The 25,670-nt window shown below is 69.4% G+C and carries 24 protein-coding genes; 16 read left to right on the forward strand and 8 right to left on the reverse strand.

Features of this window, described 5'->3' with window-relative positions:
• Nucleotides 1–120: 120 nt before the first annotated feature.
• Both FDO69_RS28045 and FDO69_RS28050 read right to left on the reverse strand, forming a co-directional pair.
• Nucleotides 121–957: a DUF1963 domain-containing protein gene (locus tag FDO69_RS28045; protein ID WP_104783072.1), complete on the reverse strand. Its 837-nt coding sequence runs from the start codon at nt 955–957 to the stop codon at nt 121–123.
• 204 nt (nt 958–1,161) lie between these two features.
• Nucleotides 1,162–1,479, reverse strand: coding sequence for a hypothetical protein (locus tag FDO69_RS28050; RefSeq protein WP_138430205.1), 318 nt, complete (start codon nt 1,477–1,479; stop codon nt 1,162–1,164).
• Between the two features lie 527 nt (nt 1,480–2,006).
• Between FDO69_RS28050 and FDO69_RS28055 the strand changes: the two genes are divergently transcribed.
• Nucleotides 2,007–2,747 carry a peptidase inhibitor family I36 protein gene (locus tag FDO69_RS28055; protein WP_104783075.1) on the forward strand — a complete coding sequence of 247 codons (741 nt, stop codon included), beginning with the start codon at nt 2,007–2,009 and terminating at the stop codon, nt 2,745–2,747.
• A 91-nt stretch (nt 2,748–2,838) separates the two neighbouring features.
• Nucleotides 2,839–3,273 carry a hypothetical protein gene (locus tag FDO69_RS28060; protein ID WP_104783078.1) on the forward strand — a complete coding sequence of 145 codons (435 nt, stop codon included), beginning with the start codon at nt 2,839–2,841 and terminating at the stop codon, nt 3,271–3,273.
• 411 nt (nt 3,274–3,684) lie between these two features.
• Here the strand turns inward: FDO69_RS28060 and FDO69_RS28070 are convergent, their stop codons facing one another.
• Nucleotides 3,685–6,009: a (Fe-S)-binding protein gene (locus tag FDO69_RS28070; protein WP_104783081.1), complete on the reverse strand. Its 2,325-nt coding sequence runs from the start codon at nt 6,007–6,009 to the stop codon at nt 3,685–3,687.
• A gap of 377 nt (nt 6,010–6,386) precedes the next feature.
• On the opposite strand from FDO69_RS28070, the gene FDO69_RS28075 reads away from it, so the two are divergent.
• The 7 genes from FDO69_RS28075 to FDO69_RS28105 all read left to right on the forward strand — a co-directional run bounded on the left by FDO69_RS28075 (nt 6,387) and on the right by FDO69_RS28105 (nt 14,411).
• Nucleotides 6,387–7,406, forward strand: a complete 1,020-nt coding sequence (locus FDO69_RS28075) for an MraY family glycosyltransferase (RefSeq protein WP_104783084.1) — start codon at nt 6,387–6,389, stop codon at nt 7,404–7,406.
• A gap of 94 nt (nt 7,407–7,500) precedes the next feature.
• Entirely contained in the window at nt 7,501–9,354 is a 1,854-nt protein-coding gene (dnaK, locus tag FDO69_RS28080) for a molecular chaperone DnaK (RefSeq protein WP_104783086.1), read from the forward strand.
• Entirely contained in the window at nt 9,351–10,007 is a 657-nt protein-coding gene (gene grpE / locus FDO69_RS28085; protein WP_104783088.1) for a nucleotide exchange factor GrpE, read from the forward strand. The genes dnaK and grpE overlap by 4 nt, the downstream gene beginning before the upstream one ends.
• 33 nt (nt 10,008–10,040) lie before the next feature.
• A complete protein-coding gene (gene dnaJ, locus FDO69_RS28090) occupies nt 10,041–11,228 on the forward strand; it encodes a molecular chaperone DnaJ (RefSeq protein WP_104783091.1) in 1,188 nt (395 codons plus the stop codon).
• Between the two features lie 5 nt (nt 11,229–11,233).
• A complete protein-coding gene (locus tag FDO69_RS28095) occupies nt 11,234–11,686 on the forward strand; it encodes a heat shock protein transcriptional repressor HspR (protein ID WP_033310108.1) in 453 nt (150 codons plus the stop codon).
• Between the two features lie 278 nt (nt 11,687–11,964).
• Nucleotides 11,965–13,074, forward strand: coding sequence for a sugar ABC transporter substrate-binding protein (locus tag FDO69_RS28100; RefSeq protein WP_420878551.1), 1,110 nt, complete (start codon nt 11,965–11,967; stop codon nt 13,072–13,074).
• Between the two features lie 299 nt (nt 13,075–13,373).
• Nucleotides 13,374–14,411: a helix-turn-helix transcriptional regulator gene (locus tag FDO69_RS28105; RefSeq protein WP_104783097.1), complete on the forward strand. Its 1,038-nt coding sequence runs from the start codon at nt 13,374–13,376 to the stop codon at nt 14,409–14,411.
• Here FDO69_RS28105 and FDO69_RS28110 read toward each other — a convergent pair.
• Entirely contained in the window at nt 14,374–15,360 is a 987-nt protein-coding gene (locus tag FDO69_RS28110) for a helix-turn-helix transcriptional regulator (RefSeq protein ID WP_104783100.1), read from the reverse strand. The two genes, FDO69_RS28105 and FDO69_RS28110, sit on opposite strands and share 38 nt — an antisense overlap.
• Nucleotides 15,357–16,376, reverse strand: coding sequence for a helix-turn-helix domain-containing protein (locus tag FDO69_RS28115; RefSeq protein ID WP_167526694.1), 1,020 nt, complete (start codon nt 16,374–16,376; stop codon nt 15,357–15,359). Before FDO69_RS28115 ends, FDO69_RS28110 begins: the two co-directional genes overlap by 4 nt.
• Nucleotides 16,377–16,730: 354 nt before the next feature.
• Between FDO69_RS28115 and FDO69_RS28125 the strand changes: the two genes are divergently transcribed.
• The gene (locus FDO69_RS28125) at nt 16,731–17,027 is read left to right on the forward strand and encodes a Rieske (2Fe-2S) protein (RefSeq protein ID WP_078955969.1); all 297 of its coding nucleotides are present in this window, start codon (nt 16,731–16,733) and stop codon (nt 17,025–17,027) included.
• A 167-nt stretch (nt 17,028–17,194) separates the two neighbouring features.
• Here FDO69_RS28125 and FDO69_RS28130 read toward each other — a convergent pair whose 3' ends face one another.
• A complete protein-coding gene (locus tag FDO69_RS28130) occupies nt 17,195–17,611 on the reverse strand; it encodes a pyridoxamine 5'-phosphate oxidase family protein (RefSeq protein ID WP_104783109.1) in 417 nt (138 codons plus the stop codon).
• Nucleotides 17,612–17,715: 104 nt separating this feature from the next.
• Here FDO69_RS28130 and clpB point away from each other — a divergent pair, with 104 nt between their 5' ends.
• The gene (clpB, locus tag FDO69_RS28135; protein WP_104783112.1) at nt 17,716–20,313 is read left to right on the forward strand and encodes an ATP-dependent chaperone ClpB; all 2,598 of its coding nucleotides are present in this window, start codon (nt 17,716–17,718) and stop codon (nt 20,311–20,313) included.
• A 12-nt stretch (nt 20,314–20,325) separates the two neighbouring features.
• Here clpB and FDO69_RS28140 read toward each other — a convergent pair whose 3' ends face one another.
• Complete coding sequence (locus FDO69_RS28140) at nt 20,326–20,814, reverse strand: hypothetical protein (protein ID WP_104783115.1); 489 nt, start codon at nt 20,812–20,814, stop codon at nt 20,326–20,328.
• A gap of 166 nt (nt 20,815–20,980) precedes the next feature.
• Between FDO69_RS28140 and FDO69_RS28145 the strand changes: the two genes are divergently transcribed.
• Nucleotides 20,981–21,508, forward strand: coding sequence for a YbjN domain-containing protein (locus FDO69_RS28145; RefSeq protein ID WP_053670429.1), 528 nt, complete (start codon nt 20,981–20,983; stop codon nt 21,506–21,508).
• A gap of 364 nt (nt 21,509–21,872) precedes the next feature.
• Here FDO69_RS28145 and FDO69_RS28150 read toward each other — a convergent pair whose 3' ends face one another.
• A complete protein-coding gene (locus FDO69_RS28150; RefSeq protein ID WP_104783118.1) occupies nt 21,873–22,439 on the reverse strand; it encodes an ATP-binding protein in 567 nt (188 codons plus the stop codon).
• A 176-nt stretch (nt 22,440–22,615) separates the two neighbouring features.
• Between FDO69_RS28150 and FDO69_RS28155 the strand changes: the two genes are divergently transcribed.
• The 4 genes from FDO69_RS28155 (at nt 22,616) to FDO69_RS28170 (ending at nt 25,664) form a co-directional block, all read left to right on the forward strand.
• Nucleotides 22,616–23,533 (forward strand): helix-turn-helix domain-containing protein, encoded by a 918-nt coding sequence (locus FDO69_RS28155; protein WP_104783121.1) that lies wholly within the window; start codon nt 22,616–22,618, stop codon nt 23,531–23,533.
• Complete coding sequence (locus FDO69_RS42330; RefSeq protein WP_234388154.1) at nt 23,493–23,627, forward strand: DUF397 domain-containing protein; 135 nt, start codon at nt 23,493–23,495, stop codon at nt 23,625–23,627. Before FDO69_RS28155 ends, FDO69_RS42330 begins: the two co-directional genes overlap by 41 nt.
• A gap of 282 nt (nt 23,628–23,909) precedes the next feature.
• Nucleotides 23,910–24,785 carry a hypothetical protein gene (locus FDO69_RS28165; protein ID WP_104783125.1) on the forward strand — a complete coding sequence of 292 codons (876 nt, stop codon included), beginning with the start codon at nt 23,910–23,912 and terminating at the stop codon, nt 24,783–24,785.
• A gap of 165 nt (nt 24,786–24,950) precedes the next feature.
• Nucleotides 24,951–25,664 carry a response regulator transcription factor gene (locus FDO69_RS28170; RefSeq protein ID WP_104783128.1) on the forward strand — a complete coding sequence of 238 codons (714 nt, stop codon included), beginning with the start codon at nt 24,951–24,953 and terminating at the stop codon, nt 25,662–25,664.
• Nucleotides 25,665–25,670: the final 6 nt, after the last annotated feature.

A 25,670-nucleotide genomic window follows, 5' to 3' on the forward strand; every position in this document is an offset into this window, starting at 1 on the left:
AATATCGCACGCCCCCGAGTGCGCCCCCCAGTACCACCGCATTGCACTGCTCCCGCACGGCTCCCGGTTACCCGCGGTCAGCCCAGGTGGCAAGGGCTCTTGAGTGCGCTGTGCGTCGTGTCAACCGCAGATGAGCTGAGCCACTGCCCGGTCGAAGTCGCCGGCCGCCAGTGCCTCGGCCGGGATGGTGAAGTACAGCGTCCCGGCGTCGCCCCAGCCCCACCCCAGTTCGGTGTCCTCGGCGAGCTGGAGCAGATGGACGGCCGGCGTGCCGCCGGCGTCCTTAACCGACACCGGCAGTGTGTGCGAGGTGTCCGGCCAGCCGAAGGCGCAGTGGCTGCCCGCGGTGTTGCCGTCGAGATCCGCCAGCTCGGTGAGGATCAGCGAGGACACCGCCCAGTGCTCGTCCCGGTCGAACTCCAGGTCGCCGTCCTCGACGTCCCAGCAGTCCGGGAGCATGGTCACCTCGACCGCGTGGACGGGCACCGCCGGGTAACTCCGTGCGGGCCGGGGGGCGGTGACCGCGACCGCCCGTGCCGGGTCGGCGGGAATGACGCGCCACACCCCGGGCTGGTACACGTCCAGCTTGCGGTACTCCTCGTACGGCAGGTCCGGATCCAGGTAGAAGAAGTTCAGCAGGCCCGGCCGCACGGGCAGTTCGGCACCCAGCCAGGGGGCGAGGGCGTCCGTGTCCAGAACGGCGTGCAGGGACAGCGGGACGCCGCTCAGTTCGGGCCAGGCCGTCCCGGGTTCGAGCAGAGCGGGACCGCCGAGCCGGCACTGACCCGTCGCCCGGGTCCCACCGGTCGCTCGGTTCTCATCGGCCGCTCGGGCCCCACCCATCGCGGAGACCAGCCGGAAGCCACGACGGGCCATGGCGGCGAACTGCCGACCGGTCTTCTCACCGAGCCGCTGTGTGCACACGTCGTCGAGGGCGCCGGGGTCGTCGAACTGCATGGAAGGATCCTGCCAATCGCACAGTCGCCCCGCCAGGCCGGTCCGCCCTCGTCGTGTGTGGGCCAGGACTGCGGGTGCGTTGTCTTCGGGTGCTCTGCGCCGGATGCCGACCCGGTCGTAGGGCACCTCTCTGTTGTCGCGCTGGTCAGGAAGGTGTCGTCGCCGTGGGTCCCAGCGCGCGGATCGCGACGTCGATCGCGGTGCTCAGGCGCCTGGGATCGAGGAACTCATCGACTGGCGCAGCGCTTTAGTCTCGATGAGCGCCTTGGCACTCATCGCGCTGGCCGTACTGCCGGCCGTGCTGTCGGCACTGGCCGCTTGTTCGCATGCGGCATGGCAGGCGTGATCGGCAACTTCGTCGCCGGTGCGGCGCTGGCGCGCAGGGTGCATCGGAGCGCGCTGATCATGGCCGTGTCCGTCGCGGTTACGATGCCGCTCTTCCTGCTGCTGAGCCGGATGACAGATGGCGACGCCATCGTGCTGATCGTCTGGCGGGCTGGTCGGCGGCTTCCTTGTCGACACGCTCGCCCTCCAGGGTCTCTGGCGGGTAGCTCGGGGTTGACTCCGGGCATTGCCAACGCCGCGCGGCAGAAGGGGCGTGCGGTCATGAGTGAGGCCTCGACGCGTCCGGTGAACTTCTGCCAACAAGCGAACGAGATGGGAACTCACTCGTGGCCGAAACTTTTCTGCGTCCTGCCGCCCATAGGGTGTGCTAGATTCCGTTCGATTCCGATCAGTCACGCTTCGCGCCCAATCAAGCCAACGTGAACGGAAGTGGACTGGGTCATTCTGACCAAGTGGCCCGGTCGATCGGAGTTGAGAAACGGGGGAGGAACAGTGCGTCTGGTTCGACGATTCCGCCAGGTGATCATTTCACGTTCTTCGTGAGGGATCCTCGGCTCACCGTGATGCGCAGAGTCGAGAATTTTGATGCCGCCGCAGCATTCAATGACTGCATTGATTTCTGCTCGACCGCCCGTGTCGGACGGGCGCTCTGTGGTGTCCTCCCCGAGCCAATTTGTCGTGCACCGGAAGACTAGGGGATCTTCGTGCGCATACGCACCCTGCTGACCATTGCGGCCATCGGGTCGGTGGCGCTGACCGGCGTCACCGTCGCTCCATCCATGGCTGCCGACGAACCGGGCCCGGGGCCCGAGATCGTGTCGGACGTCCTCACGCCCGAGGAAGAGGCACAGGTTCACGCCGCGGTGGACCCAGCCGACAAGGTCGACATGTACTACAAGGGCGAGAAGGTCGACCCGGCGTCCGACTGGAAGGGCGCGAACATGTGTGTTGAGGTGTCGGAGGACGGCACGATGCAGTGCTTCGGCAGCGACACCGAGGCCAACAAGTTCCTCGCTGCCCACGCACCCACGGCGGCGGCCCGGGCCGGAGCGAAGCGGGCACTGGCGGCCAAGCCGGCGGCGACGCAGAACGTGACCATGGTGGCCCCGCAGGAAGCGGCCATCCAGAGGTACCAGGACTGCCCCAGTAGCTACGTCTGCCTCTGGCAGAACTCGAACTATTCCGGCAGGCGCCTGCAGTGGCCCACGTACGACACTGCCAAGACTCGTCACCTCGACCAGTACTCGCCGTCGTTCCGGGACAAGGCCTCGTCCGCCTTCGTCAACCGACCGCAGCGGGGAGTCGAACTCTACGACTTCCGGAGCGGCATTCCCGACCCTCACCTGTTCCTGGGAGCCGGGTACAGCCTGTATTCCAATTTCACGAGCATCGACTACACATACGGTGGCAGCTGGAACGACAAAGCTGACGCCATCAAGTTCTGATTCAGTCAACTCGCCAGTACCGGCACACCTAACTCTGGGTGCCGGTACTCTGACATCTCGCATCCAGTCCAAGCATGCGACGGAGACCTCTGTGAAGCGCACCCCCCACACCGCTGCCGTTCTCACGCTCGGTGCCGTCCTGATCGCCGGAACTGCCGCTTGCAGCACCGACAGTGCCGCGAAGCCCGACAAGATCGGAGTCGTGGAAAAGCTTCCCGCGGATCCGAATAAGGCGAAGTCGAAGGAGAACGCCCAGGAGTTCCGTTCCTGGGTCAAAGCGCATGGAACCGCCCAGGAGAAGGAAGCGGTCGGACGGGTGCAGCGCATCATCGGCGAGTGGAACGAAAAGACCGGCAACGCCTACCTCTCGACCGACATCGAGGGCGGGAAGACTCAGGTCGAGGACCCTCAGGCGGCTGCCACCGCGATCGTGAAGGCATTCGGCGACTGGAAGGACTCGGACCAGGGGTATGCCTCGGTCTATGACGTCTTCGGCAACGCAATGATCACCAACTACAAGTTCTGAGCGAAGAGTCGGCCCGACTCCGGTTGCGCCCGGAGCGTTCGGAAGTGATCTGCACCGTCCACCCGCCTTCGGAGGGTGAGGCGCCTGGGAGCCGAACGGAACGCCCGTCTGCCGTAGTTGTCTCATGCTTCACCGACGACCGTGGGGGACGCCTGTCCCGTCTGGCCGACATCACCGAAGCGTCCCAGCTGGACATGGGGGCCGGACTCCTCGCCCACGCCGAGGGCCTGCTCCCCGACGCCGCTGAGGCGCGACTCCGCTTCCGGGCCGAGCGCCTCACCGAGGCCTTGCGGGACATCCTCCGCGTTGCTGAGAGCCGGGAGCAGAGGACTCGTGGGTGAACGCCGACGCCCCCCGTCCGATGAATCAGACGGGGGGCGTCGCAACAGTCGGACGAACCGCAGGGACCGCCTACTTCACCGGCTCCGGCTCCGGCGCGCTCGTAGAGTCCGATGTGCCGGCCGGCGGCTCGCCGTCGTCGTTGGAGTCGTCGCCCTCGTCCTCCGCCGGGACCGGCGTCTTCACCGAGTCCAGCAGCAGCTGGGCCACGTCCACCACCTGGATGGACTCCTTCGCCTTGCCGTCGTTCTTCTTGCCGTTGACCGAGTCGGTCAGCATCACGAGGCAGAAGGGGCAGGCCGTCGAGACGATGTCGGGGTTGACCGACAGTGCCTCGTCGACGCGCTCGTTGTTGATGCGCTTGCCGATGCGCTCTTCCATCCACATCCGTGCGCCACCCGCGCCGCAGCAGAAGCCCCGCTCCTTGTGGCGGTGCATCTCCTCGTTGCGGACGCCGGGGACGGCGGCGATGATCTCGCGCGGCGGCGTGTAGATCTTGTTGTGACGGCCCAGGTAGCACGGGTCGTGGTACGTGATGATGCCCTCGACCGGCGTGACCGGGATCAGCTTGCCCTCGTCGACGAGGTGCTGCAGCAGCTGCGTGTGGTGGATGACCTCGTAGTCACCGCCGAGCTGCGGGTACTCGTTGCCGAGCGTGTTGAGGCAGTGCGGGCAGGTGGCGACGATCTTCTTGGCCGACTTGGGCTTCGCCGACTCGGCGACGACCTTGCCCTCGTCGTCCATCTCCTCGCCGAACGCCATGTTCAGCGCCATGACGTTCTCCATGCCGAGCTCCTGGAACAGGGGCTCGTTGCCGAGACGCCGGGCGGAGTCACCCGTGCACTTCTCGTCGCCGCCCATGATCGCGAACTTGACGCCCGCGATGTGCAGCAGCTCCGCGAAGGCCTTCGTGGTCTTCTTCGCGCGGTCCTCCAGGGCGCCGGCGCAACCGACCCAGTAGAGGTACTCGACCTCGGACAGGTCCTCGATGTCCTTGCCGACGACCGGAACCTCGAAGTCGACCTCCTTGAGCCACTCCAGGCGCTGCTTCTTCGCCAGGCCCCAGGGGTTGCCCTTCTTCTCCAGGTTCTTGAGCATCGTGCCCGCCTCGGACGGGAACGACGACTCGATCATCACCTGGTAGCGGCGCATGTCGACGATGTGGTCGACGTGCTCGATGTCGACCGGGCACTGCTCGACACAGGCGCCGCAGGTGGTGCAGGACCACAGGACGTCCGGGTCGATGACGCCGTTCTCCTCGGCCGTGCCGACCAGCGGGCGCTCGGCCTCCGCGAGGGCCGCGGCGGGGACGTCCTTCAGGGCCTCCTCGGACGCCTTCTCCTCGCCCTCCATCGTCTTGCCGCCGCCGGCCAGCAGGTACGGCGCCTTGGCGTGCGCGTGGTCGCGCAGGGACATGATCAGCAGCTTGGGGGAGAGGGGCTTGCCCGTGTTCCAGGCGGGGCACTGCGACTGGCAGCGGCCGCACTCGGTGCAGGTGGAGAAGTCCAGCAGGCCCTTCCAGGAGTACTGCTCGACCTGGGAGACACCGAAGACGTCGTCGTCGCCCGGGTCGGTGAAGTCGATGGGCTTGCCACCGGACGTCATCGGCTGCAGGGCACCCAGCGCCGTGCCGCCGCTCGCCTCGCGCTTGAACCAGATGTTCGGGAAGGCGAGGAAGCGGTGCCAGGCGACACCCATGTTGGTGTTGAGCGACACCACGATCATCCAGATGAACGAGGTGCCGATCTTGATCATCGCGACCAGGTAGACGAGGTTCTGCAGCGCCGAGACGCTCAGCCCCTTGAACGCGAGCACCAGCGGGTACGACGCGAAGTACGACGCCTCGTAGTGGTCGACGTGGTGCAGCGCGCCCTCAAGGCCCCGCAGCACGTAGATCGCCAGGCCGATGGTGAGGATGACGTACTCGACGAAGTACGCCTGGCCGGCCTTGGAACCGGCGAAGCGGGACTTGCGGCCCGGGCGGCTCGGCAGGTTCAGCAGGCGGATCGCGATGAGCACCGCGATGCCCAGGATCGTCATCACGCCGATGAACTCGATGTACAGCTCGAACGGCAGGAACTCACCGATGACCGGCAGCACCCAGTCGGCCTGGAACAGCTGGCCGAAGGCCTGGGCGAGGGTCGGCGGGAGCGTCAGGAAGCCGACGGCGACGAACCAGTGCGCGACACCGACGATCCCCCACCGGTTCATGCGCGTGTGGCCGAGGAACTCCTTCACCAGGGTCACGCTGCGCTGGTAGGGGTTGTCGGTCCGGGTGCCGGCCGGGACCGGCTGGCCCAGCTTGAAATACCGGACGAACTGGCCGATCGCGCGTGCGAGCAGCGCGACGCCGACCACGGTCAGTACCAGCGACACGATGATCGCGGCGAGTTGCATGGGGGCTCCTCGGGCCTGCGAGGGGTTTCGTCGGGGTGACCTGTCGTTTTGCAGGTTCCCCGAAATTACTAAGCGGTAACTTATGCAGTCCGTCTGAGACTACCCTCATCCTCCGCCGCACTGTAGCCGGGTGGGCAGTGATCTGAATCGCTGAGGGTTGCCTCAGGGGTGGTGCCGATCCGGTCGCGATCCGTCATGCGTTCCTGCGTGTCGCCGTGCATCCCGCCGCGCTCCCGTCGTGCCTCCCTCCGCGATCCCGCCGCGCTCCCGTCGTGCATCCCGCCGCGAGTCCGGTCGTGCATCACGTTGCGAATCTCGTCGTGCATCCCGTCGTGTTATTCATACCGAAATGTCATAGTCCCGCCTAACTTGTATCCGTGCTCTACGGGATCACCGCCGCCGCCACCGCCCTCGTCCTCACCGCCGTGCTCGCCGCCGCCCTGCGGGTCCCCGCGCTGCGGCTGCGGCTGGTCGAGCGGCGCCGGCAGCGGGACGTACCGCTGTCCGGGGGCCTGGCCGTCGTGCTCGTCACCGGGCTGGTCGCGGGGGGCGGGGAGTGGCTGGGGGTCGCGCCCTCCGCCGACGGGACGCGGGGGGTGCTCTTCGCCGCGGGGGCCGTCGCCCTGCTCGGACTCGCCGGTGACGTGTGGCGGCTGCGGCGGCGGGTGCTGGCCGCCGGAACGGCCGTGGCGGCCGCGTGTGTCGTGCCGTACGGGGAGACGGGGGTGGGGACGGGGCTGCTGGCCGTCGTGTGGGTCGTGGTCGTGGTGTTCGGGTTCCGGGGCCTCGATCACGCCGACGGGCTGGCGGGTACGGTCGGGGTGGTCGCCGCCTTCGGGGCGGCGGCCTGTGCGGCCGTCGAGGTGATGGACGGGATCGCGGGGCTGATGAGCGTGCTGGCCGCCGCGCTGACCGGTTTCCTCCTCCACAACTGGCACCCCGCGCGGGTGGCGCTGGGCGGCTGCGGGTCCATGGCCGCGGGGTTCGTGATCGCCGTGGGGACCGTGTACGCCCGGGCCGGGTTCGGGGTCGGGGAGAGTGCGGGTGTCCTGTTCGCGCTGACCGCCGTGGTGGCCGCCGACGTCGTCCTCGTGCTGGCGTCGCGACGGCTGGGCGGACGCAGTGTCACGCGCAGCGGGCCCGACCACTTGGCGCACCGGCTGCGGCGGCTCGGGCTGACCGCGCCGGGGGCGAGTCTGCTGCTGGGGATCGGGGCGTTGTCCGGGATGCTCGTCGGGGTACTCGCGCATGCCGAGTGGATCGGGGCGAGCTCCCTGTGGTGGGTGGCGGGAGGGGCGCTCGTGGTGGTGTTCACTCTCTCGCGTGTCCCTGTGTACGGCCCTCGACGCAGTGTATCGACGCAGGTCAGAGCCCCATTGCGTGTAAGGAACGGATAAGAGTTGAGCCTGCCCGACTCAGCTCTGTTGACCGGTGGGGAGCCGTCGTGCACACTTGAGTCCGTTCCACTCAAGTCAGCTGGAGGAATCAACCATGGCACGTGCGGTCGGCATCGACCTGGGCACGACTAACTCCGTCGTCAGCGTTCTGGAGGGCGGCGAGCCCACCGTCATCACCAACGCCGAGGGCGCCAGGACCACGCCGTCCGTCGTCGCCTTCGCCAAGAACGGTGAGGTGCTCGTCGGAGAGGTGGCCAAGCGTCAGGCGGTCACGAACGTGGACCGGACCATCCGCTCCGTGAAGCGTCACATGGGCACCGACTGGAAGATCGAGCTCGACGGGAAGCCCTTCAACCCGCAGCAGATCAGCGCCTTCGTGCTCCAGAAGCTCAAGCGTGACGCCGAGTCCTACCTGGGCGAGAAGGTGACCGACGCGGTCATCACCGTCCCGGCGTACTTCAACGACTCCGAGCGTCAGGCCACGAAGGAGGCCGGCGAGATCGCCGGTCTGAACGTGCTGCGCATCGTCAACGAGCCCACCGCGGCCGCCCTGGCGTACGGCCTCGACAAGGACGACCAGACCATCCTGGTCTTCGACCTCGGTGGCGGTACGTTCGACGTCTCGCTGCTGGAGATCGGCGACGGCGTCGTCGAGGTGAAGGCCACCAACGGTGACAACCACCTCGGTGGTGACGACTGGGACCAGCGCGTCGTCGACTACCTGGTCCAGCAGTTCCAGTCCGGCCACGGCGTGGACCTGGGCAAGGACAAGATGGCCCTGCAGCGTCTGCGCGAGGCCGCCGAGAAGGCGAAGATCGAGCTGTCCTCGTCCACCGAGACCTCGATCAACCTGCCCTACATCACCGCCTCCGCCGAGGGCCCCCTGCACCTCGACGAGAAGCTCACCCGCGCCCAGTTCCAGCAGCTGACCGCGGACCTCCTGGAGCGCTGCAAGACGCCGTTCCACAACGTCATCAAGGACGCCGGCATCTCCATCAGCGAGATCGACCACGTCGTCCTGGTCGGCGGCTCCACCCGTATGCCCGCCGTCGCCGAGCTCGTCAAGGAGCTGACCGGAGGCAAGGACGCCAACAAGGGCGTCAACCCGGACGAGGTCGTCGCCATCGGCGCCGCCCTGCAGGCCGGTGTCCTCAAGGGCGAGGTCAAGGACGTCCTGCTCCTCGACGTCACCCCGCTGTCCCTCGGCATCGAGACCAAGGGCGGCATCATGACCAAGCTCATCGAGCGGAACACGACGATCCCGACCAAGCGGTCCGAGATCTTCACCACCGCCGAGGACAACCAGCCGTCCGTGCAGATCCAGGTCTACCAGGGCGAGCGCGAGATCGCGGCGTACAACAAGAAGCTCGGGATGTTCGAGCTGACCGGTCTGCCGCCGGCGCCCCGCGGCGTCCCGCAGATCGAGGTGTCCTTCGACATCGACGCCAACGGCATCATGCACGTGACCGCGAAGGACCTCGGCACGGGCAAGGAGCAGAAGATGACCGTCACCGGCGGCTCCTCGCTGCCGAAGGACGAGGTCGACCGCATGCGCCAGGAGGCCGAGCAGTACGCGGAGGAGGACCACAAGCGCCGCGAGGCCGCCGAGTCCCGCAACCAGGGCGAGCAGCTCGTCTACCAGACCGAGAAGTTCCTCAAGGACAACGAGGACAAGGTCCCGGGCGACATCAAGACCGAGGTCGAGGAGGCCGTCGCCGAGCTGAAGGAGAAGCTCAAGGGCGAGGACTCCACCGAGATCCGCACCGCCACGGAGAAGGTCGCGGCCGTCTCGCAGAAGCTCGGCCAGGCCATGTACGCGGACGCGGGTGCGGCCCAGGCCGCAGGTGACGCCGGTGACGCCGGCGCCGCCGGTGGTGCCAAGGCCGCTGACGACGACGTCGTCGACGCCGAGATCGTCGACGAGGACCGGAAGGACGGTGCCGCGTGACGGAGGAGACCCCGGGCTTCGACGAGCAGCAGCCCGACGTCCCTTCCGGCGCCACCTCCGAAGACGCCGAGCCGAAGGCCGCCTCCCCCTCCGCGGAGGAGGGGGCGGCCCCGGCCGGGGACACGGGCCAGGACGTGGCTCTGGTGGCCCAGCTGGACCAGGCCCGCACCGCGCTCGGTGAGCGCACGGCGGACCTCCAGCGCCTCCAGGCCGAGTTCCAGAACTACCGCCGCCGGGTCGAGCGCGACCGGATCGCGGTCAAGGAGATCGCCATCGCGAACCTCCTGACCGAGCTCCTGCCCGTGCTCGACGACATCGGCCGCGCGCGGGAGCACGGCGAACTGGTCGGCGGCTTCAAGTCCGTCGCCGAGTCGCTGGAGAGCACCGCGGCGAAGATGGGCCTGCAGCAGTTCGGCAAGGAGGGCGAGCCCTTCGACCCGACGATCCACGAAGCCCTGATGCACAGCTACGCGCCGGACGTCACCGAGACGACGTGCGTGGCGATCCTGCAGCCCGGGTACCGGATCGGCGAGCGCACCATCCGCCCCGCGCGGGTGGCCGTGGCCGAACCCCAGCCGGGGGCGCAGACGGTCAAGGCGGACGAGTCCGCCGACGCCGACGACAAGGAGAGCGGTGGCCCGGACGAGGGCTGACGTCATAGACGAAGGGAAGGAGGGGCGTCGAGGATGAGCACCAAGGACTTCATCGAGAAGGACTACTACAAGGTCCTCGGCGTCCCCAAGGACGCCACCGAGGCCGAGATCAAGAAGGCGTACCGGAAGCTCGCCCGCGAGAACCACCCGGACGCCAACAAGGGAAACGTCAAGGCAGAGGAGCGCTTCAAGGAGATCTCCGAGGCCAACGACATCCTCGGCGACCCCAAGAAGCGCAAGGAGTACGACGACGCGCGCGCCCTCTTCGGCAACGGCGGCTTCCGCCCGGGGCCGGGCGGCGCGGGCGGCTCCTTCAACTTCGACCTGGGCGACCTCTTCGGGGGCGGCGCCCAGGGTGGCGGCCAGGGGGCCGGCGGCTTCGGCGGCGGGCTCGGTGACGTTTTCGGGGGCCTGTTCAACCGCGGCGGCGCGGGCGGTCCGGGGACGCGTACGCACCCCCGGCGCGGCCAGGACATCGAGTCCGAGGTCACGCTCAGCTTCACGGAGGCGATCGAGGGCGCGACCGTCCCGCTGCGGATGTCGTCGCAGTCTCCCTGCAAGGCCTGTTCGGGCACCGGCGACAAGAACGGCACACCGCGTGTGTGCCCGACCTGCGTCGGCACCGGGCAGGTCGCCCGGGGCAGCGGTGGCGGCTTCTCCCTGACCGACCCCTGCCCGGACTGCAAGGGCCGCGGCCTGATCGCGGAGAACGCCTGCGAGGTCTGCAAGGGCAGCGGCCGGGCCAAGTCCTCGCGGACCATGCAGGTGCGCATCCCCGCGGGCGTCAGCGACGGTCAGCGGATCCGGCTGCGCGGCAAGGGAGCACCGGGCGAGCGCGGCGGGCCGGCGGGCGACCTCTACGTGGTCGTGCACGTCGACTCCCACCCGGTGTTCGGCCGCAAGGACGACAACCTCACGGTCACCGTCCCGGTGACCTTCGCCGAGGCGGCCCTCGGCGGCGAGGTACGGGTGCCCACCCTGGGCGGCCCGCCCGTCACGCTGAAGCTGCCGCCGGGCACGCCCAACGGGCGTACCATGCGCGCCCGGGGCAAGGGCGCGGTCCGCAAGGACGGCACCCGCGGCGACCTTCTGGTCACCGTGGAGGTGAGTGTTCCGAAGGACCTGTCGGGGAATGCTCGTGACGCACTCGAGGCGTACCGAGAGGCGACCGCGGGTGAGGATCCGCGGGCGGATCTGTTCCAGGCCGCGAAGGGAGCATGAGTCAGATGGACGGTCGTCGGCGCAATCCGTATGAACTGACCGAGGAAACCCCGGTCTATGTCATCTCGGTGGCGGCCCAGCTGTCCGGCCTGCACCCGCAGACCCTGCGCCAGTACGACCGGCTGGGTCTGGTCTCCCCGGACCGCACCGCCGGCCGGGGCCGCCGCTACTCGGCTCGTGACATCGAACTGCTGCGCACCGTCCAGCAGTTGTCGCAGGACGAGGGCATCAACCTGGCCGGTATCAAGCGCATCATCGAACTGGAGAACCAGGTCGCCGCGCTCCAGGCGAGGGTGGCCGAGATGCAGGACGCGCTCGACGGCGCGGCGGCGGCGATGCGCCAGCGCGAGGCCGCGGTGCACGCGTCGTACCGCCGCGACCTGGTGCCGTACCAGGAGGTGCAGCAGACCAGCGCGCTGGTGGTGTGGCGGCCGAAGCGGCAGCAGCAGTCCGACTGACGCGTGTACGCAGGTGAAGGGGCCGGGAGTTGATCCCGGCCCCTTTCGCGTGCTTTGCGGCTCTCGCCCTGGTTTCGCTGAGCCTCCCGTGGATGACCGGGTGGTGTGCGTCACTTGAAGACGATTCCGCAGAGTCTTCACAACGCTTGCGGAGCGTGGTGTTGCCATCTCGTTAAGTGGTTCCGCTTGACGCTGAGGGCGCGTCCGCGTTGGCTTTTGAGTCACATGGGCCACAAAGCTGTGCCCACGTCCGAATCACACGCGAAGTGAGCCCCCGCATGCGTCGTCGTATCTCCATATCCGTGGCCGCCGCCACGATGTCCGTCACGCTCGCCGGCTGCGGCGTGCTCAACGCGACGGGGAGCAGTGACGACGCGAGCCCGGCCAAGGGCAACGACATCACCGTGGGACTGCTGCTGCCGGAGAAGGCGAACACGCGCTACGAGAACTTCGACTACCCGATCATCAAGCGGAAGGTCGAGTCGCTCACGAACGACAAGGGCCGCGTCGAGTACGCCAACGCCGAGGCGAGCGCGGACAAGCAGGCGGGCCAGTTGCAGCAGATGGTCGACGACAAGGTCGACGTGATCCTGCTGGACGCCGTCGACGCGAAGGCCATCGCGAGCGGCGTGGAGAAGGCCAAGGAGGCCGGCATTCCGGTCATCGCCTACGACCGGCTGGCCGAGGGCCCGATCGACGCGTACATCTCCTTCGACAACGAGCTGGTCGGCGAGGTCCAGGGTCGCTCCCTGCTGGAGGCCATCGGCGAGAAGGCGAGCCTCTCCGACAAGATCGTCATGATGAACGGCTCGTCCACCGACCCGAACGCCAAGCAGTTCAAGGCGGGCGCGATGTCCGAGCTGAACGGCAAGGTGACGATCGCCCGGTCCTTCGACACCAAGGATTGGAAGCCGGAGAACGCCCAGGCCAACATGGCCGAGGCGATCCAGGAGATCGGCAAGGGCGACATCGCGGCGGTGTACTCCGCCAACGACGGCATGGCGGGCGGCATCGTCAAGGCGCTTGAGGCCGCGGGCGTGACCGAACTGCCGCCGATCACCGGGCAGGACGCGGAGCTGCCGGCGGTGCAGCGGATCATCAGCGGCGAGCAGTACATGAGCGTGTACAAGTCCTACCCGCAGGAGGCGGAGAACGCCGCGGAGATGGCGGTCGCCAAGGTCCAGGGCCGCGACATCCAGTTCGCCGCGCTCACCCGCGACAAGGTCGACAGCCCCACCGACAAGGGCATTCCCGCGCAGCTCGTGCCGGTGGTCGCGCTCACCAGGGAGAACATCAAGGACACGGTGGTCGCGGACGACATCTACAAGCTGTCGGACATCTGCACGGCCGAGTACAGGGCCGCGTGCCGGGCCATCGGCCTGAAGTAGCCGCGCCCCGAGCCTGGTTCACCACCCCTGGCCATGCCTTGCGAACCCCTGGCCATGCCCTGCGAACCCCTGGCCTGCGTCGCGAACCCCTGCCCTGCGTCGCGAACCCCTGCCCTGCGTCGCGAACCCCTGGCCCTGCGTTGCGACCAGACCCGCGACCGGATGAACCGAGCCCGGAGATACCGGCGCGTACCGGTGGTTTCCGGTGGTCGTCGCGCGGGGAGCCGTGTTGCGGAGCACGTCCGGGCCGCGCATAGTTGCGCTGCGGCAGGACGGCGAAACCGGGGGTGGGATGGGCGATGGCCGGGCACGGGGCGGATGAGCATCCCCATGGTGCCGACCGACTGTGCGGGGCCGGGGATCGCGTGTACTCCCGGGCCGTACGGCGCGGCCGGGTGCCGCGCCAGGACGCGGAGCCGGTGCCCTGCCTGCTGGAACTCGCCCTGCTGCACCCGGACCCCGACGACATGGACTGGCTGGTGCCGACCTCCCCGCAGGAGGTCATGACCCGGCTGCTGCGCGGGATGTACGACGAGGTCAGCGCGAGCGGGCGGCGGGTGGGTTCGGCCGTCGCGGCCGTCGAGTGGTACGCGGGGCTGGGCCACCGGGTGCGGCCGGCCGCGTCGGCGGCGGAGGGCCCGGCGATCCGGGTCCTGGACGGACTCGCCCGGATCCAGGCCGCGATGGACGAGGCGACCCAGGCGTGCACGGCCGAGGTCCTCACGGTGCAGCCCGGCGGCATCCGCCGCGAGGCGGAGCTCTCCGAGGGGCTGCACCGGGCGCTGGCGCTGCGCGGCCGGGGCGTGCGGATGCGGGACCTGTACACCCATGTCGCCCGGCACGGGCAGGGGTTGCTGAACTACCTGGAGCTGATGGGCGACGCGGTTCAGGCGCGCACGCTGGACGAGGTGATCGACCGGTTGATCCTCTTCGACCGGACGGTGGCGTTCATCCCCGCCAACTCCGACCGCACGATGGCCCTGGAACTACGGCATCCGGCGATCGTCGAGTACCTCGTCACGGTCTTCGAGCGGCTGTGGCGCCTCGCCATCCCCCTCACCGCCCCGCTCCCCGACACCGGCATCGAGGGCATCTCCCACCGGGAACAGTCGATCGCGGCGCTGCTGGCGGAGGGGCATCAGGACGCCGTCATCGCGGAGCGGCTGGGCATAAGCGTCCGGACGTGCCGGGCGCACATCGCGCGGCTCTCGGAGACGCTGGGGGCGGCGAGCCGTACGCAACTGGGCGTGCGCATCGCCCAGGCGGGCCTGGACGGACCACAGCGCTCCGCCACGCCCCTCAGCGTTCCTGGTCAAGAATCCCCGAGCGTCCGATGAGGAACCCGAGCTGCGCCCTGCTCTGACTGCCCAGCGTCGCGGCGAGCTTGGCGATGTGGACGCGGGCGGTACGGATGTTCATCCCCAGCCGGTCGGCGATGACCGCGTCGGTGTGGCCTTCGACGAGGAGGGCGGCTATGGCGTGCTGGCGGGGGGTGATGCCGTCGGGGGAGGGCCGGGGGGCGGATGTCGGGTGCATGGGGGTGGCGAGGCGCCACAGGCGGTCGAACGAGGTGACCAGGTGGCCCACCAGGGCCGGGTGACGGATCTCCAGGGCGAGTTTGCCGTCCTTGTCGGCCGGGATGAAGGCCACGGCGCGGTCGATGGCGATGAGGCGGTCGGGCACCTCGTCCAGTGAGCGCACCTCGATGTCGCCCTTCAGCCGCTCGCACCGGGCGGCGATGGTCGGGAAGTGGCGCAGCGTGTGCGGGTAGAGCGTGCGTATCCGGCAGCCCCGGTCCAGCGCGGCCTGGTCGCGGCCGAGCGAGGCGGCGTCGGCGGCCTGGCCGCGTGCCCCGGTGAGTCCGGCGCGGGGCTGGACGGTGACCAGTTCCCCGGAGGCCTCGGCCATGGCGTCGGTGATGGCCCGGTTGATCTGTTCCGTGCCGGTGTGCAGCCGGATCACGGGACTCTCGGTGGCCGTGGGTCCGTGACCGGCGATCCGCATGAGGGAGCCGAACGTCTCGGCCAGCCGTGCCTCACGCTGCCGTTCGTTCGCGATGCGCTCCCCGGAGCCGCGCAGCAGCCGGTGCAGCGCGACGACCGGGGCGACGGGCTCCAGACAGGCCGGGTCGTCGAGCGCGGGATGCAGCAGGCCGAGGTCGACGAGGCAAGGGGCCGAGTGGGCCTCCCCGGCCGGTAACCGCCCCTCGCGCAGTGCCCGTTCGTACAGGTCCGTGCCCGCGGAGCACAGGTCTTCCGTGCCGTGCTCCGGATGCGGTGCGCTCACTGGGGCGCACCCGCGCGTTCCAGGATGCCGGACTGGGCGATGAGGTAGCCGAGCTGGGCGCGGCTGCCGCTGCCCAGAGCCTGCGCGAGCTTGGCGATGTGGGCCCGGCAGGTGCGGACGTTCATGCCCAGGCGGCGGGCGATGGCCTCGTCGACATGGCCCTCGACCAGGAGCTTGGCGATGGAGTGCTGGAGCTCCGTGATGCCGTCGGGGGCGGTTTCGTAGGGGGCGCCGGCGCTCAGCGGGACGGCTCGGTCCCACATGAATTCGAACACCTTGATCAGGTAGCAGACGAGACCCGGATGACGGAGTTCCAGCGCGACCTTCTGGTCGTCGCGCGTGGGGATGAACGCGACCGTCTCGTCGCAGATGATGAGCCGTTCCATCAGCCCGTCGATGGTCCGGTGTTCCACCTTGCCGTCGGAGAACTGGCCCGCGTAGGCCAGTCTTTCGGGGTTGTGCCGCGCGGTGTGGGGATACAGCGTCCGTATGCGCACACCACGTTCGATCAGCGGCCGGTCGCGTTCCAGCCCCTGGATCAGGCTGCGTTCGGGCCGGTGACCGCTCGGCTGGATCGTGAGCATCTCGGTCTGGCACTGGGCCGTGGCCAGGTTGAGCGCGGCGTTGATGCGCTCGCTGCCCTCCAGCACGGTGATGGAGTCGCTGGACGTCGTGGTCTGTGCGCTGAGCGCCATGAAAGGGGCGAAGGTGTCGGACAGTTCGATCGACACGCGCCTGCGCTGGGTGATCTCGTTCTCGATGGGATTGAGCCGCTGCGCGAGTGCCACGGCCGGGGGGATGGGACGCAGCCAGTCCGGGTCGTCGGGGTCCGGGTGGAGAAGGGCGAACTCCATCAGGCAGGGAGCCGCTTCCACGTCCGCTCGCAGAACGCGTCCCGCACGCAGGGCGTTCGCGTAAAGTCGGCCACCTTCCTCGCACATCTCGGTCACCACATGGGGATGTGTCACCTTGGTCCGATTCGTTGTCAAATCTCCACCCCCCAGGGTCCTGAACATGCAGGAACATGATGCATCGATTCTGTGGCCATGACGTGCCCGAATGAGCCATCGTCGTATTCGACGGGGGAAGAGGGGACCTTCAAGTGAGGACGAAGCCGACTATGCGTAACAGAATGCTTCGCTTGGGGCTTGTCGCCGCCTTCTCTGCCGTCGTGGCCTTCGGAACCGTGAGTGGCCTGTCGGGCGCGAACGGCGATGACCGGGCGGACAGTGTCTGGCCGGCGGCCGCCAAGAGTCATGTTCTGGCCGACAGTGTGTGGCCGGCGGCGGCCCGGTCCGTGGTGGCCACTGCAGACGGAGCCGGGAGCTGACGTGACCACTCCACCCGACGACCGCTCCTTCCGGCGTGAAATGGCGACCGCCTACCGCTCCGGCTGGCACTTCATCGACCTGGTCACCGCCATCCCCCACAGCGGTGACTCGTTGATGGTGACCGTGTTCGGCGAGCCGGTGGTCGTCACGCGGGACGACGACGAGGACGTACGGGCTTACCGGTGTCTGCGGCGGCCTCGGGGGGCGCCGCAGCCAGTGCGATGTGCCGTACGGTACGGAATGATCTTTGTGAACCTGGACCAAAGGGACCACCGGCAGGTGGAGGCCGACGCTCCCGCCCCGAGGACCATCTCTGCCACCCCCCGCAGTGCCTGACGCGATTCCCCCGTCGTAACAGATCGCTCAGGTGCTTCCCCCCGCAGCGGCGTCACCGTGACCTGAACACGGTGACGCCGCTGCAGTTTTCCGGGATATTTCCGGGTATCGGCATGATCAGGCGGTGGCCGGATCCTGTCGATCACCGGTGTGGATTTTCACTTATGTCAACCCCGTCCCATCGCCCGCGTCAGGTGAATCTCGATCACCACGCGCGACGGGTTCGGTGAGGGGGTCCTGCCGTAGCGCTCCGCGTAGCGCCGCTCCGCCTCGGCGACCCGGTCCCGCTCCTCGTGGACGAAGGCCCTGCCCTCCAGCGTCGCCCACCGGCGGCCCTCCAGCTGGCAGACGGCCACGGCCGCCCCCTGCTCCCCGGCGGCCCGCACGTACCGCACCTTCGCGCTCGCCCGGTTCGTGATCACCCGAGCCAGACGGGCCTCGGGATCGTAGGTGACCCCGACGGGTACCAGATGCGGAGTGCCGTCCGGGCGGGGAGTCGTCAGGGTGCACAGGTGCCGTTCCCGCCAGAAGTCGAGATACGTCGGGTCGGGAGCGCCCGGGTCCACGGAGTACTTGGTCGCCATGCCCCGGAACTTAGACCCTCCTAGCCTCCCGGAACCGTCCTTGAGTGCACTAGACTCAACTTTGTGCAAGCCGTTCGGGTCAGTGCAAGGAGGAGAACGCGAACGTGGACGCCGAGCTGACCAACCGGAGCCGGGACGCGATCAACGCTGCCAGCAACCGGGCCGTGACCGAGGGACACGCCGACCTCACTCCGGCCCATCTGCTGCTCGCCCTGCTCCAGGGACAGGACAACGAGAACATCACCGACCTGCTCGCCGCGGTCGACGCCGACCAGGCCGCCGTGCGCTCCGGAGCCGAACGCGTGCTCGCCGGGCTGCCGAGCGTGACCGGGTCGACCGTCGCGCCGCCCCAGCCCAACCGCGAGATGCTGGCCGTCGTCGCCGACGCGCAGGCCCGCGCCAAGGACCTGGGCGACGAGTACCTCTCCACCGAGCACCTCCTCATCGCCCTCGCCGCGAAGGGCGGCGCGGCCGGCGAGGTGCTGTCCCGGCAGGGGGCCGACGCCAAGAAGCTCCAGGCCGCATTCCAGAAGACGCGAGGGCAGCGACGCGTGACCACGGCCGACCCCGAGGGGCAGTACAAGGCACTGGAGAAGTTCGGGACCGACTTCACCGCCGCCGCGCGCGAAGGCAAGCTCGACCCCGTCATCGGGCGGGACCAGGAGATCCGGCGCGTCGTGCAGGTGCTGTCCCGGCGGACCAAGAACAACCCCGTGCTCATCGGTGAGCCCGGCGTCGGCAAGACCGCCGTCGTCGAGGGGCTCGCCCAGCGGATCGTGAAGGGCGACGTGCCCGAGTCGCTGAAGGACAAGCGGCTCGTCGCGCTCGACCTGGGCGCCATGGTCGCGGGCGCCAAGTACCGGGGCGAGTTCGAGGAGCGGCTGAAGACCGTCCTCGCCGAGATCAAGGACTCCGACGGGCAGATCATCACCTTCATCGACGAACTGCACACCGTCGTCGGGGCCGGCGCCGGCGGCGACTCCGCCATGGACGCCGGGAACATGCTGAAGCCCATGCTCGCGCGCGGTGAGCTGCGCATGGTCGGGGCGACGACCCTCGACGAGTACCGCGAGCGGATCGAGAAGGACCCCGCCCTGGAGCGGCGCTTCCAGCAGGTGCTGGTCGCCGAGCCGACCGTCGAGGACTCCATCGCGATCCTGCGCGGGCTCAAGGGCCGCTACGAGGCCCACCACAAGGTCCAGATCGCCGACAGCGCGCTCGTCGCCGCCGCGTCGCTCTCCGACCGGTACATCACCTCCCGCTTCCTGCCCGACAAGGCCATCGACCTCGTCGACGAGGCGGCCTCCCGTCTCCGCATGGAGATCGACTCCTCGCCCGTCGAGATCGACGAACTCCAGCGCGCCGTCGACCGGCTCAAGATGGAGGAGCTGGCGATCGGCAAGGAGACCGACGCCGCCTCCCGCGAGCGCCTGGAGAAGCTGCGCCGCGACCTCGCCGACAAGGAGGAGGAGCTGCGCGGCCTCACCGCCCGCTGGGAGAAGGAGAAGCAGTCCCTCAACCGCGTCGGTGAGCTGAAGGAACGCCTCGACGAGATCCGCGGCCAGGCCGAACGCGCCCAGCGCGACGGCGACTTCGACACCGCCTCCAAGCTCCTCTACGGCGAGATCCCCGCCCTGGAGAAGGAGTTGGAGGCCGCCTCCGAGGCCGAGGAGGAGGTCGCCAAGGACACCATGGTCAAGGAAGAGGTCGGCTCCGACGACATCGCCGACGTCGTCGCCTCCTGGACCGGCATCCCGGCCGGGCGCCTGCTGGAGGGCGAGACGCAGAAGCTGCTGCGCATGGAGGACGAGCTCGGCAAGCGGCTCATCGGCCAGACGGAGGCCGTGCGCGCGGTGAGCGATGCCGTACGACGGTCCCGCGCCGGGATCGCCGACCCCGACCGGCCCACCGGGTCGTTCCTCTTCCTCGGCCCGACCGGCGTCGGCAAGACCGAACTGGCCAAGGCGCTCGCCGACTTCCTCTTCGACGACGAGCGGGCGATGGTCCGCATCGACATGTCGGAGTACAGCGAGAAGCACAGCGTGGCCCGTCTGGTCGGCGCCCCGCCCGGATACGTCGGCTACGAGGAGGGCGGCCAGCTCACCGAGGCCGTGCGCCGCCGCCCGTACTCCGTCGTCCTGCTGGACGAGGTGGAGAAGGCCCACCCCGAGGTCTTCGACATCCTGCTCCAGGTGCTGGACGACGGGCGCCTGACGGACGGCCAGGGCCGCACGGTCGACTTCCGCAACACGATCCTCGTCCTGACGTCGAACCTCGGAAGCCAGTTCCTCGTCGACCCGATCACCAGTGAGGAGGAGAAGAAGGAACAGGTGCTTGAGGTGGTCCGCACCTCCTTCAAGCCGGAGTTCCTCAACCGCCTGGACGACCTGGTGGTCTTCTCCGCGCTGACCAAGCCCGAGCTGGAGCGCATCGCGAAGCTCCAGCTGGAGCGCCTGGCCAAGCGGCTCGCCGAGCGGCGGCTCACCCTCGACATCACGCCCGAGGCGCTGGCCTGGCTCGCCGAGGAGGGCATGGACCCGGCGTACGGCGCCCGGCCGCTGCGACGGCTCGTGCAGTCCGCCATCGGCGACCGGCTCGCCAAGGAGATCCTGTCCGGGGAGATCAAGGACGGTGACACGGTCCGGGTGGACCGCTTCGAGGACGGGCTCCTGGTCGGACCGGCGACGGGCAAGACGCTGTAGGACCGTGCCCGGTCACATCGTGAACGCCGAGAAGCGCACCAGCGCCGTCTCGGCGTTCACGTGCTCCACCCTCACCTGCACCACATGCGCCTCCGCCGTGCCCGGAAGGCCGTTCTCGTGGGTCACGTCGAGGCAGAGTGCCCCGCAGGCGCCGCCGCCCGTGCGGGGCTCCGGGGCGCCCGGGTACGTCTCGCGCAGCCAGTCGCGGACGTCCTCGCGGGGCATCCGCAGCACCGCCGAGTACGAGGTGTCGATGCCCCGCTGCACGGTGCAGTCGTGGGCGCGGGCGTTCGCGGGGCGCTCGGCGGCGCCGAAGGCCAGGGCCTCGGTGCAGGGGACGGTCGCCGCCGCGCCCGTACGTTTGCCGCCGCGGGCCTCGTCGTCGTCCGACCAGGCCCACAGGAACAGGCCGATGATCAGGACGCCGAGCACCACCACCGGCAGTGCCAGGAACGGCAGGACGATGCCCCACCGGGTATGACCTCTGTTCGCTGCCTGCATGGGCACGGCCCCCCTTTGTCGGCTGCTCAGGAGGACGGTTGCGGGTACTCGGAGGTTGCGGCTGACCGGATCGTGTCAGCCCAGGGCTGACAGGGTCCGTCGGGGCTTGCCACCCCCCTCCCCGCATGGGGGAGGATGGCGGAATCCGTACGAAGGGAAATTCACGGTGACCATCGACCCGTCCTCGATTCCGAACTTCGGGGGCCAGCCCGAGCCGCAGCCCGGCGGCCCGGCCGGCCCCGTCGTCCCGGATCAGGACCTCGTGAAGCAGCTCCTCGACCAGATGGAGCTCAAGTACGTCGTCGACGACGAGGGAGACCTCGCGGCGCCGTGGGAGCAGTTCCGCACCTACTTCATGTTCCGGGGAGAGGGAGACCAGCAGGTCTTCTCCGTGCGGACGTTCTACGACCGGCCCCACGAGATCGAGGCCAAGCCGCAGATCCTCGAGTCGATCGACGACTGGAACCGCCGGACCCTGTGGCCCAAGGTCTACAGCCACACCCACGACGACGGCACGGTCCGCCTGATCGGCGAGGCCCAGATGCTGATCGGCATGGGTGTCAGCCTGGAGCACTTCGTCTCCTCGACGGTCAGCTGGGTGCGCGCGGCGATCGAGTTCGACAAGTGGCTCGTCGAGCAGCTCGGTCTCGAAGAGGAGATCAACGAGGCGGAGAAGCCCGAGGACGACGAGTAGGCCCCCCGCCGGGGCCCCTGCGGCGCGTCGGCGCGTACGAACAGGTACGCGCTGTACGCGCCGTCTGCTTTTTCCGGTGGCCGGCCCCCTATGGATCGCCCCTGTCGCCCCTGTCGCCCCTGTCGCCCCTCTCGCCCGGGTCGCCGTAGAGGGCCGGGGCGGGTGCGTTCGCGCTCCGGCCCCTCAGCTCAGCCGGCCTTTTGCGTGCGCGAGCAGCGCGGCCCGTACTCGGCTGTCAACGGCGGTCGGGACGGTCGGGGCGGTCGCGGGGCGGGGCGGAGCGAGAGGGCCGCTGCAGCTTGAGGACTCCACGGGTGCAGCAAGCTGCGCGCAGAGGACCTCGTGGCGCCGCCGACGGCGTCCGCTACGGCGTGGGCGCCGCTCTCGCGGTGGCGATCGCGGCGGTGGTCGCCCGGCTCGCCGGGAGCGGCGCCTGCGACTGATGGACTCCCGCACCGGCAGGCGGGTGCTCTCGTGCGCTTTCGGACGGAAGACGCAGCTCCGCCCACACCGTCTTGCCCACCGGGCGGCGAGGCGCCGACCCCCAGCGCGCGGCCAGGGCGTCCACCAGGAGCAGCCCCCGGCCGGACTCGCCTTCGGGATGCGAGGAGGGTGCCGCTGTGGGCAGCCGCTTCGCGGAGGCGGCGTCCGCGATCTCGATGCGCAGCAGGTCCGCAGCCCGGTCGAGGGCGAGCCGGAGACCGAAGTCCCGGCCGGGGACCCGGCCGTGCCGTACGGCGTTCGCCGCGAGTTCGCCGACGACGAGGGCGACCGCGCAGGTGGCGTCCGACGCCGGAGGATAGCCCCCTTGCTCCATCCATCGGACGGCGTGACGCCGGGCGAGCTGCGCACCATGCGGGGAGGAGGGGAACCGCAGGCTGAGCGGCTTGAGTTCCTGCTCGTCCCCCGGGGTGGCGGTTTCTGTCGGCACGGCCTGTTCGTCCCTTTCCGTGGAGCGAAGGTGTGTCGCGACGCACACGAGTCGTCACGTTCTGTGCTCAAGCATCGACGGATCGTCCTACGCTCGACAGGTGGTGCAGCCTTACTTTTGAGGCGGTAAGGAACGGAAGTGATGCCTTGGCCAACGGAATTGACCCCAGTGCGTCGATGGCCGCCCTGTTCGGTGCGCGGGTGCGCAGGCTCCGGACGGCTGCGGGACTGACCCAGGCCGAGCTGGGCGATCGAACGCATGTGGTGAGCACGCGGATCACCCAGGTCGAGCGGGCGTCCGGGGCGAAGCCGACACTGGATCTGGCGCGTGCGCTGGACGCGGCCCTCGGCGCGGACGAGTTGCTGGTGGAGCTGTGGCCGCACGTGTACCGGGAGGCGTTCCCGGACTGGTCGCGGAAGTTCATGGAGTACTCGGAGCGGGCGGTGGCCGTCCGCGAGTACGCGGCTCATGTGGTCCCCGGCTTGCTGCAGACCGGGGACTACGCGCGTGCGGTGCTGAGCGTCGGGCGGACGCTCGGCAGCGAGGAGCAGTTGGAGGAACGGGTCGCCCTTCGCCTGGGACGGCAGGAGCGTCTCGGCACGCCCGGTCGGCCCGAGCTGTGGGCGGTCCTCGACGAGGCGGTGCTCCGGCGACCGGTCGGCGGCCCGGCGGTGATGCGTGAGCAGTTGGAGCGACTGCTCGGGACCAGGGCGGAACGCCACATCGCCGTGCAGGTGCTGCCGTTCGACCAGGGCGAGCACGAGGTCATGGGCGGTTCGCTCACGGTGCTCACCATGCCGGACGGCTCGGAGGTCGCCTACACGGAAGGCGCGCACTACGGCCAACTCATCGAGGATCCGGACGAGGTCAGGGACTTCGCGCTGACTTACGATCGGCTGCGGGCGGCAGCTCTGCCCCCGCTCATGTCGCTCGACATGATCCGATCCGTGATGGAGGACAACCACCGTGGAGCGAACGTCCCGTCCCGATCTGAACGGCGCCGCCTGGCGCAAGAGCAGCTACAGCAATCAGGAGGGCGGCAACTGCGTGGAGGTGGCCGACGGGTTCCGGGCGGCCGTCGTCCCGGTCCGTGACAGCAAGGCCCCGCAGGGCCCGGCGCTGTGCTTCGGAGCAGCCTCCTGGGGCGCTTTCATAGGCGAGTTGAAGGCCGGGCGCGACCGTTCCTGAGGCAGCCGGATTCCGGTCGCCGTCCGCCTTCCGGGCTCACCGGGCCCTTGTCCACGAGGGTCCGGCGGGCCGCTGACCTCCTGAAAGAACCGGGGGAAAGAACTACCCGCCCACCCACCCTCCCCACGCCGGAAGGGCGGCGTCACCCGTCCGAGTGACCGGCTTGCAGCGACGGGTAACGGACCGTTACGTTCGCCGCGACAACCGCAAACAGATACGGCCCCCGGCCGGGACGGCAATCCCGATCGAGGGCCTGACCGATCAGGAAGAACGCACTTCCCGATGGATGACTCGCAGTCTAACGCGCGCCTGCGCGCCGACGCCGGAGTTCCGACCTCCGGCGTGATCCATGTACGCACCCGCCTCACCGCCGACTTCACGGTGATCTCCAACGCCCTCGCCCAGCGGCGCGGCAGCGCGGTCACGATCGGCGTCGCGGCGTACATCTCCTCCCTTCCCGACGGCTCCCCCGTGAGCATCGCCGCCCTGTGCGAGCACTTCAGCGAGGGCGAGATCCTCATCTCGCGCGCGCTCAGGGAACTCGAAGCGGCCGGATACCTGGAACGCCGCCGTGAACGGACGCCCACCGGGCAGGTCCGCACCCGGACGTACTTCTACGACGTGCCCGGCGGCGACGACCCCGCTCACCCGCCCGAGCCGCCGAAGCCGCGCCGGGCCCGGACCGCCGCCCAGGAGCCGCCCCGACGGGACACGGTGCTCGCTCCCGGCCTTGAGGAGCCCCCGAGCCCGGCGCCCGTGCTCGCCGACGCGGCGCCCGAGGCCGTCGCCGTACTGACGGCCCTGCGCCGGGTCGACCCGCGGCTCGTCCTCTCCGCACAGGAGGCCGCCCGACTGGCACCGGCCGTCGCCGAGTGGCTGGAGGCCGGTGTGGGGCCGCGGGAGATCACGGAGTTGCTGACCGTACGGCTCCCCGACCGCTTCCGGACCCGCCCGGCAAGCGTCCTGGCCTTCCGCCTCCGGGAAACCCCGCTGCCGGTGCCACCCCCTGCGCCACTTCCGCCGGACGTAGGGCGCCCCGTCGTGCTGCCGTTCCAGACCTGCGACGGCTGCGAGCGCGCCTTCCGCGCCGAGGAGCCCGGACACTGCCGAAGCTGCCGGGACCGTCTCATCGAGGAACATCTGCGTGCGGCCGGCTGAGCCGGTGAGCGGGTGTGCTGCCCGCTGCCGCGCAGTGCCGAGATGGTCGAACGGCTCGACGCCCAGCGAGTGCGGTCGGCCCGGGATTTTCCGGAGGTGGGAATTCCGGAGGCGCGTTGATATCAACGGTGCTGGAATCGTGCAGAGCCTCCCTGAGGAGAATCGTTGAGCGCGCGCATCCTGATCGCCGAAGACGACGAAAAACAATCTCGTCTCATCCGGCTTTATCTGGAACGGGAAGGCAACGCCGTGCAGGTCGTGGCCGACGGCCGGGCAGCGCTGGAACGGGCGCGTTCGACGGGGCCGGATCTCATCGTTCTCGATGTGATGCTGCCGCTCGTCGACGGACTCGACGTATGCCGCATCCTGCGTGCCGAGGGCTATGAGGTGCCGATTCTGCTGCTCACCGCGCGCAGCACCGAGGAGGACATGCTCCTCGGCCTCGACCTGGGGGCCGACGACTACCTCACCAAGCCGTACAGTCCCCGCGAACTCACCGCGCGGGTACGGGCGCTGCTGCGGCGCTCCAGGAAGGGCGGCGCGGCCGGGAGCGAGGTGCTGCGGGTCGGCGCGGTCGAACTGGACACCGCCCGCTTCGAGGTCCGGGTGGCGGGCCGTCCGGTGGCACTGACCTCCAAGGAGTTCTCGATCCTGGAGGCTCTGGCCCGCGAGCCGGGTCGGGTGTTCACCCGGGCCCAGATCATCGAACGCGCCTTCGGCTTCGACAGCGACGTACTCGAGCGCACGGTGGACGCCCATGTGCGCAACCTGCGCCGGAAGCTGGGGGACGACCCCGCCCGGCCGCGCCATCTGGAGACCGTGTACGGCCGGGGATACCGCCTGGTGGACGGCTCGGCGCCCACCCGCGCGGGGTCCTGACCGGGT

The sequence above is a fragment of the Streptomyces tibetensis genome, from assembly GCF_007655005.1.
GTDB classification, from domain to species: Bacteria; Actinomycetota; Actinomycetes; order Streptomycetales; family Streptomycetaceae; genus Streptomyces; species Streptomyces tibetensis.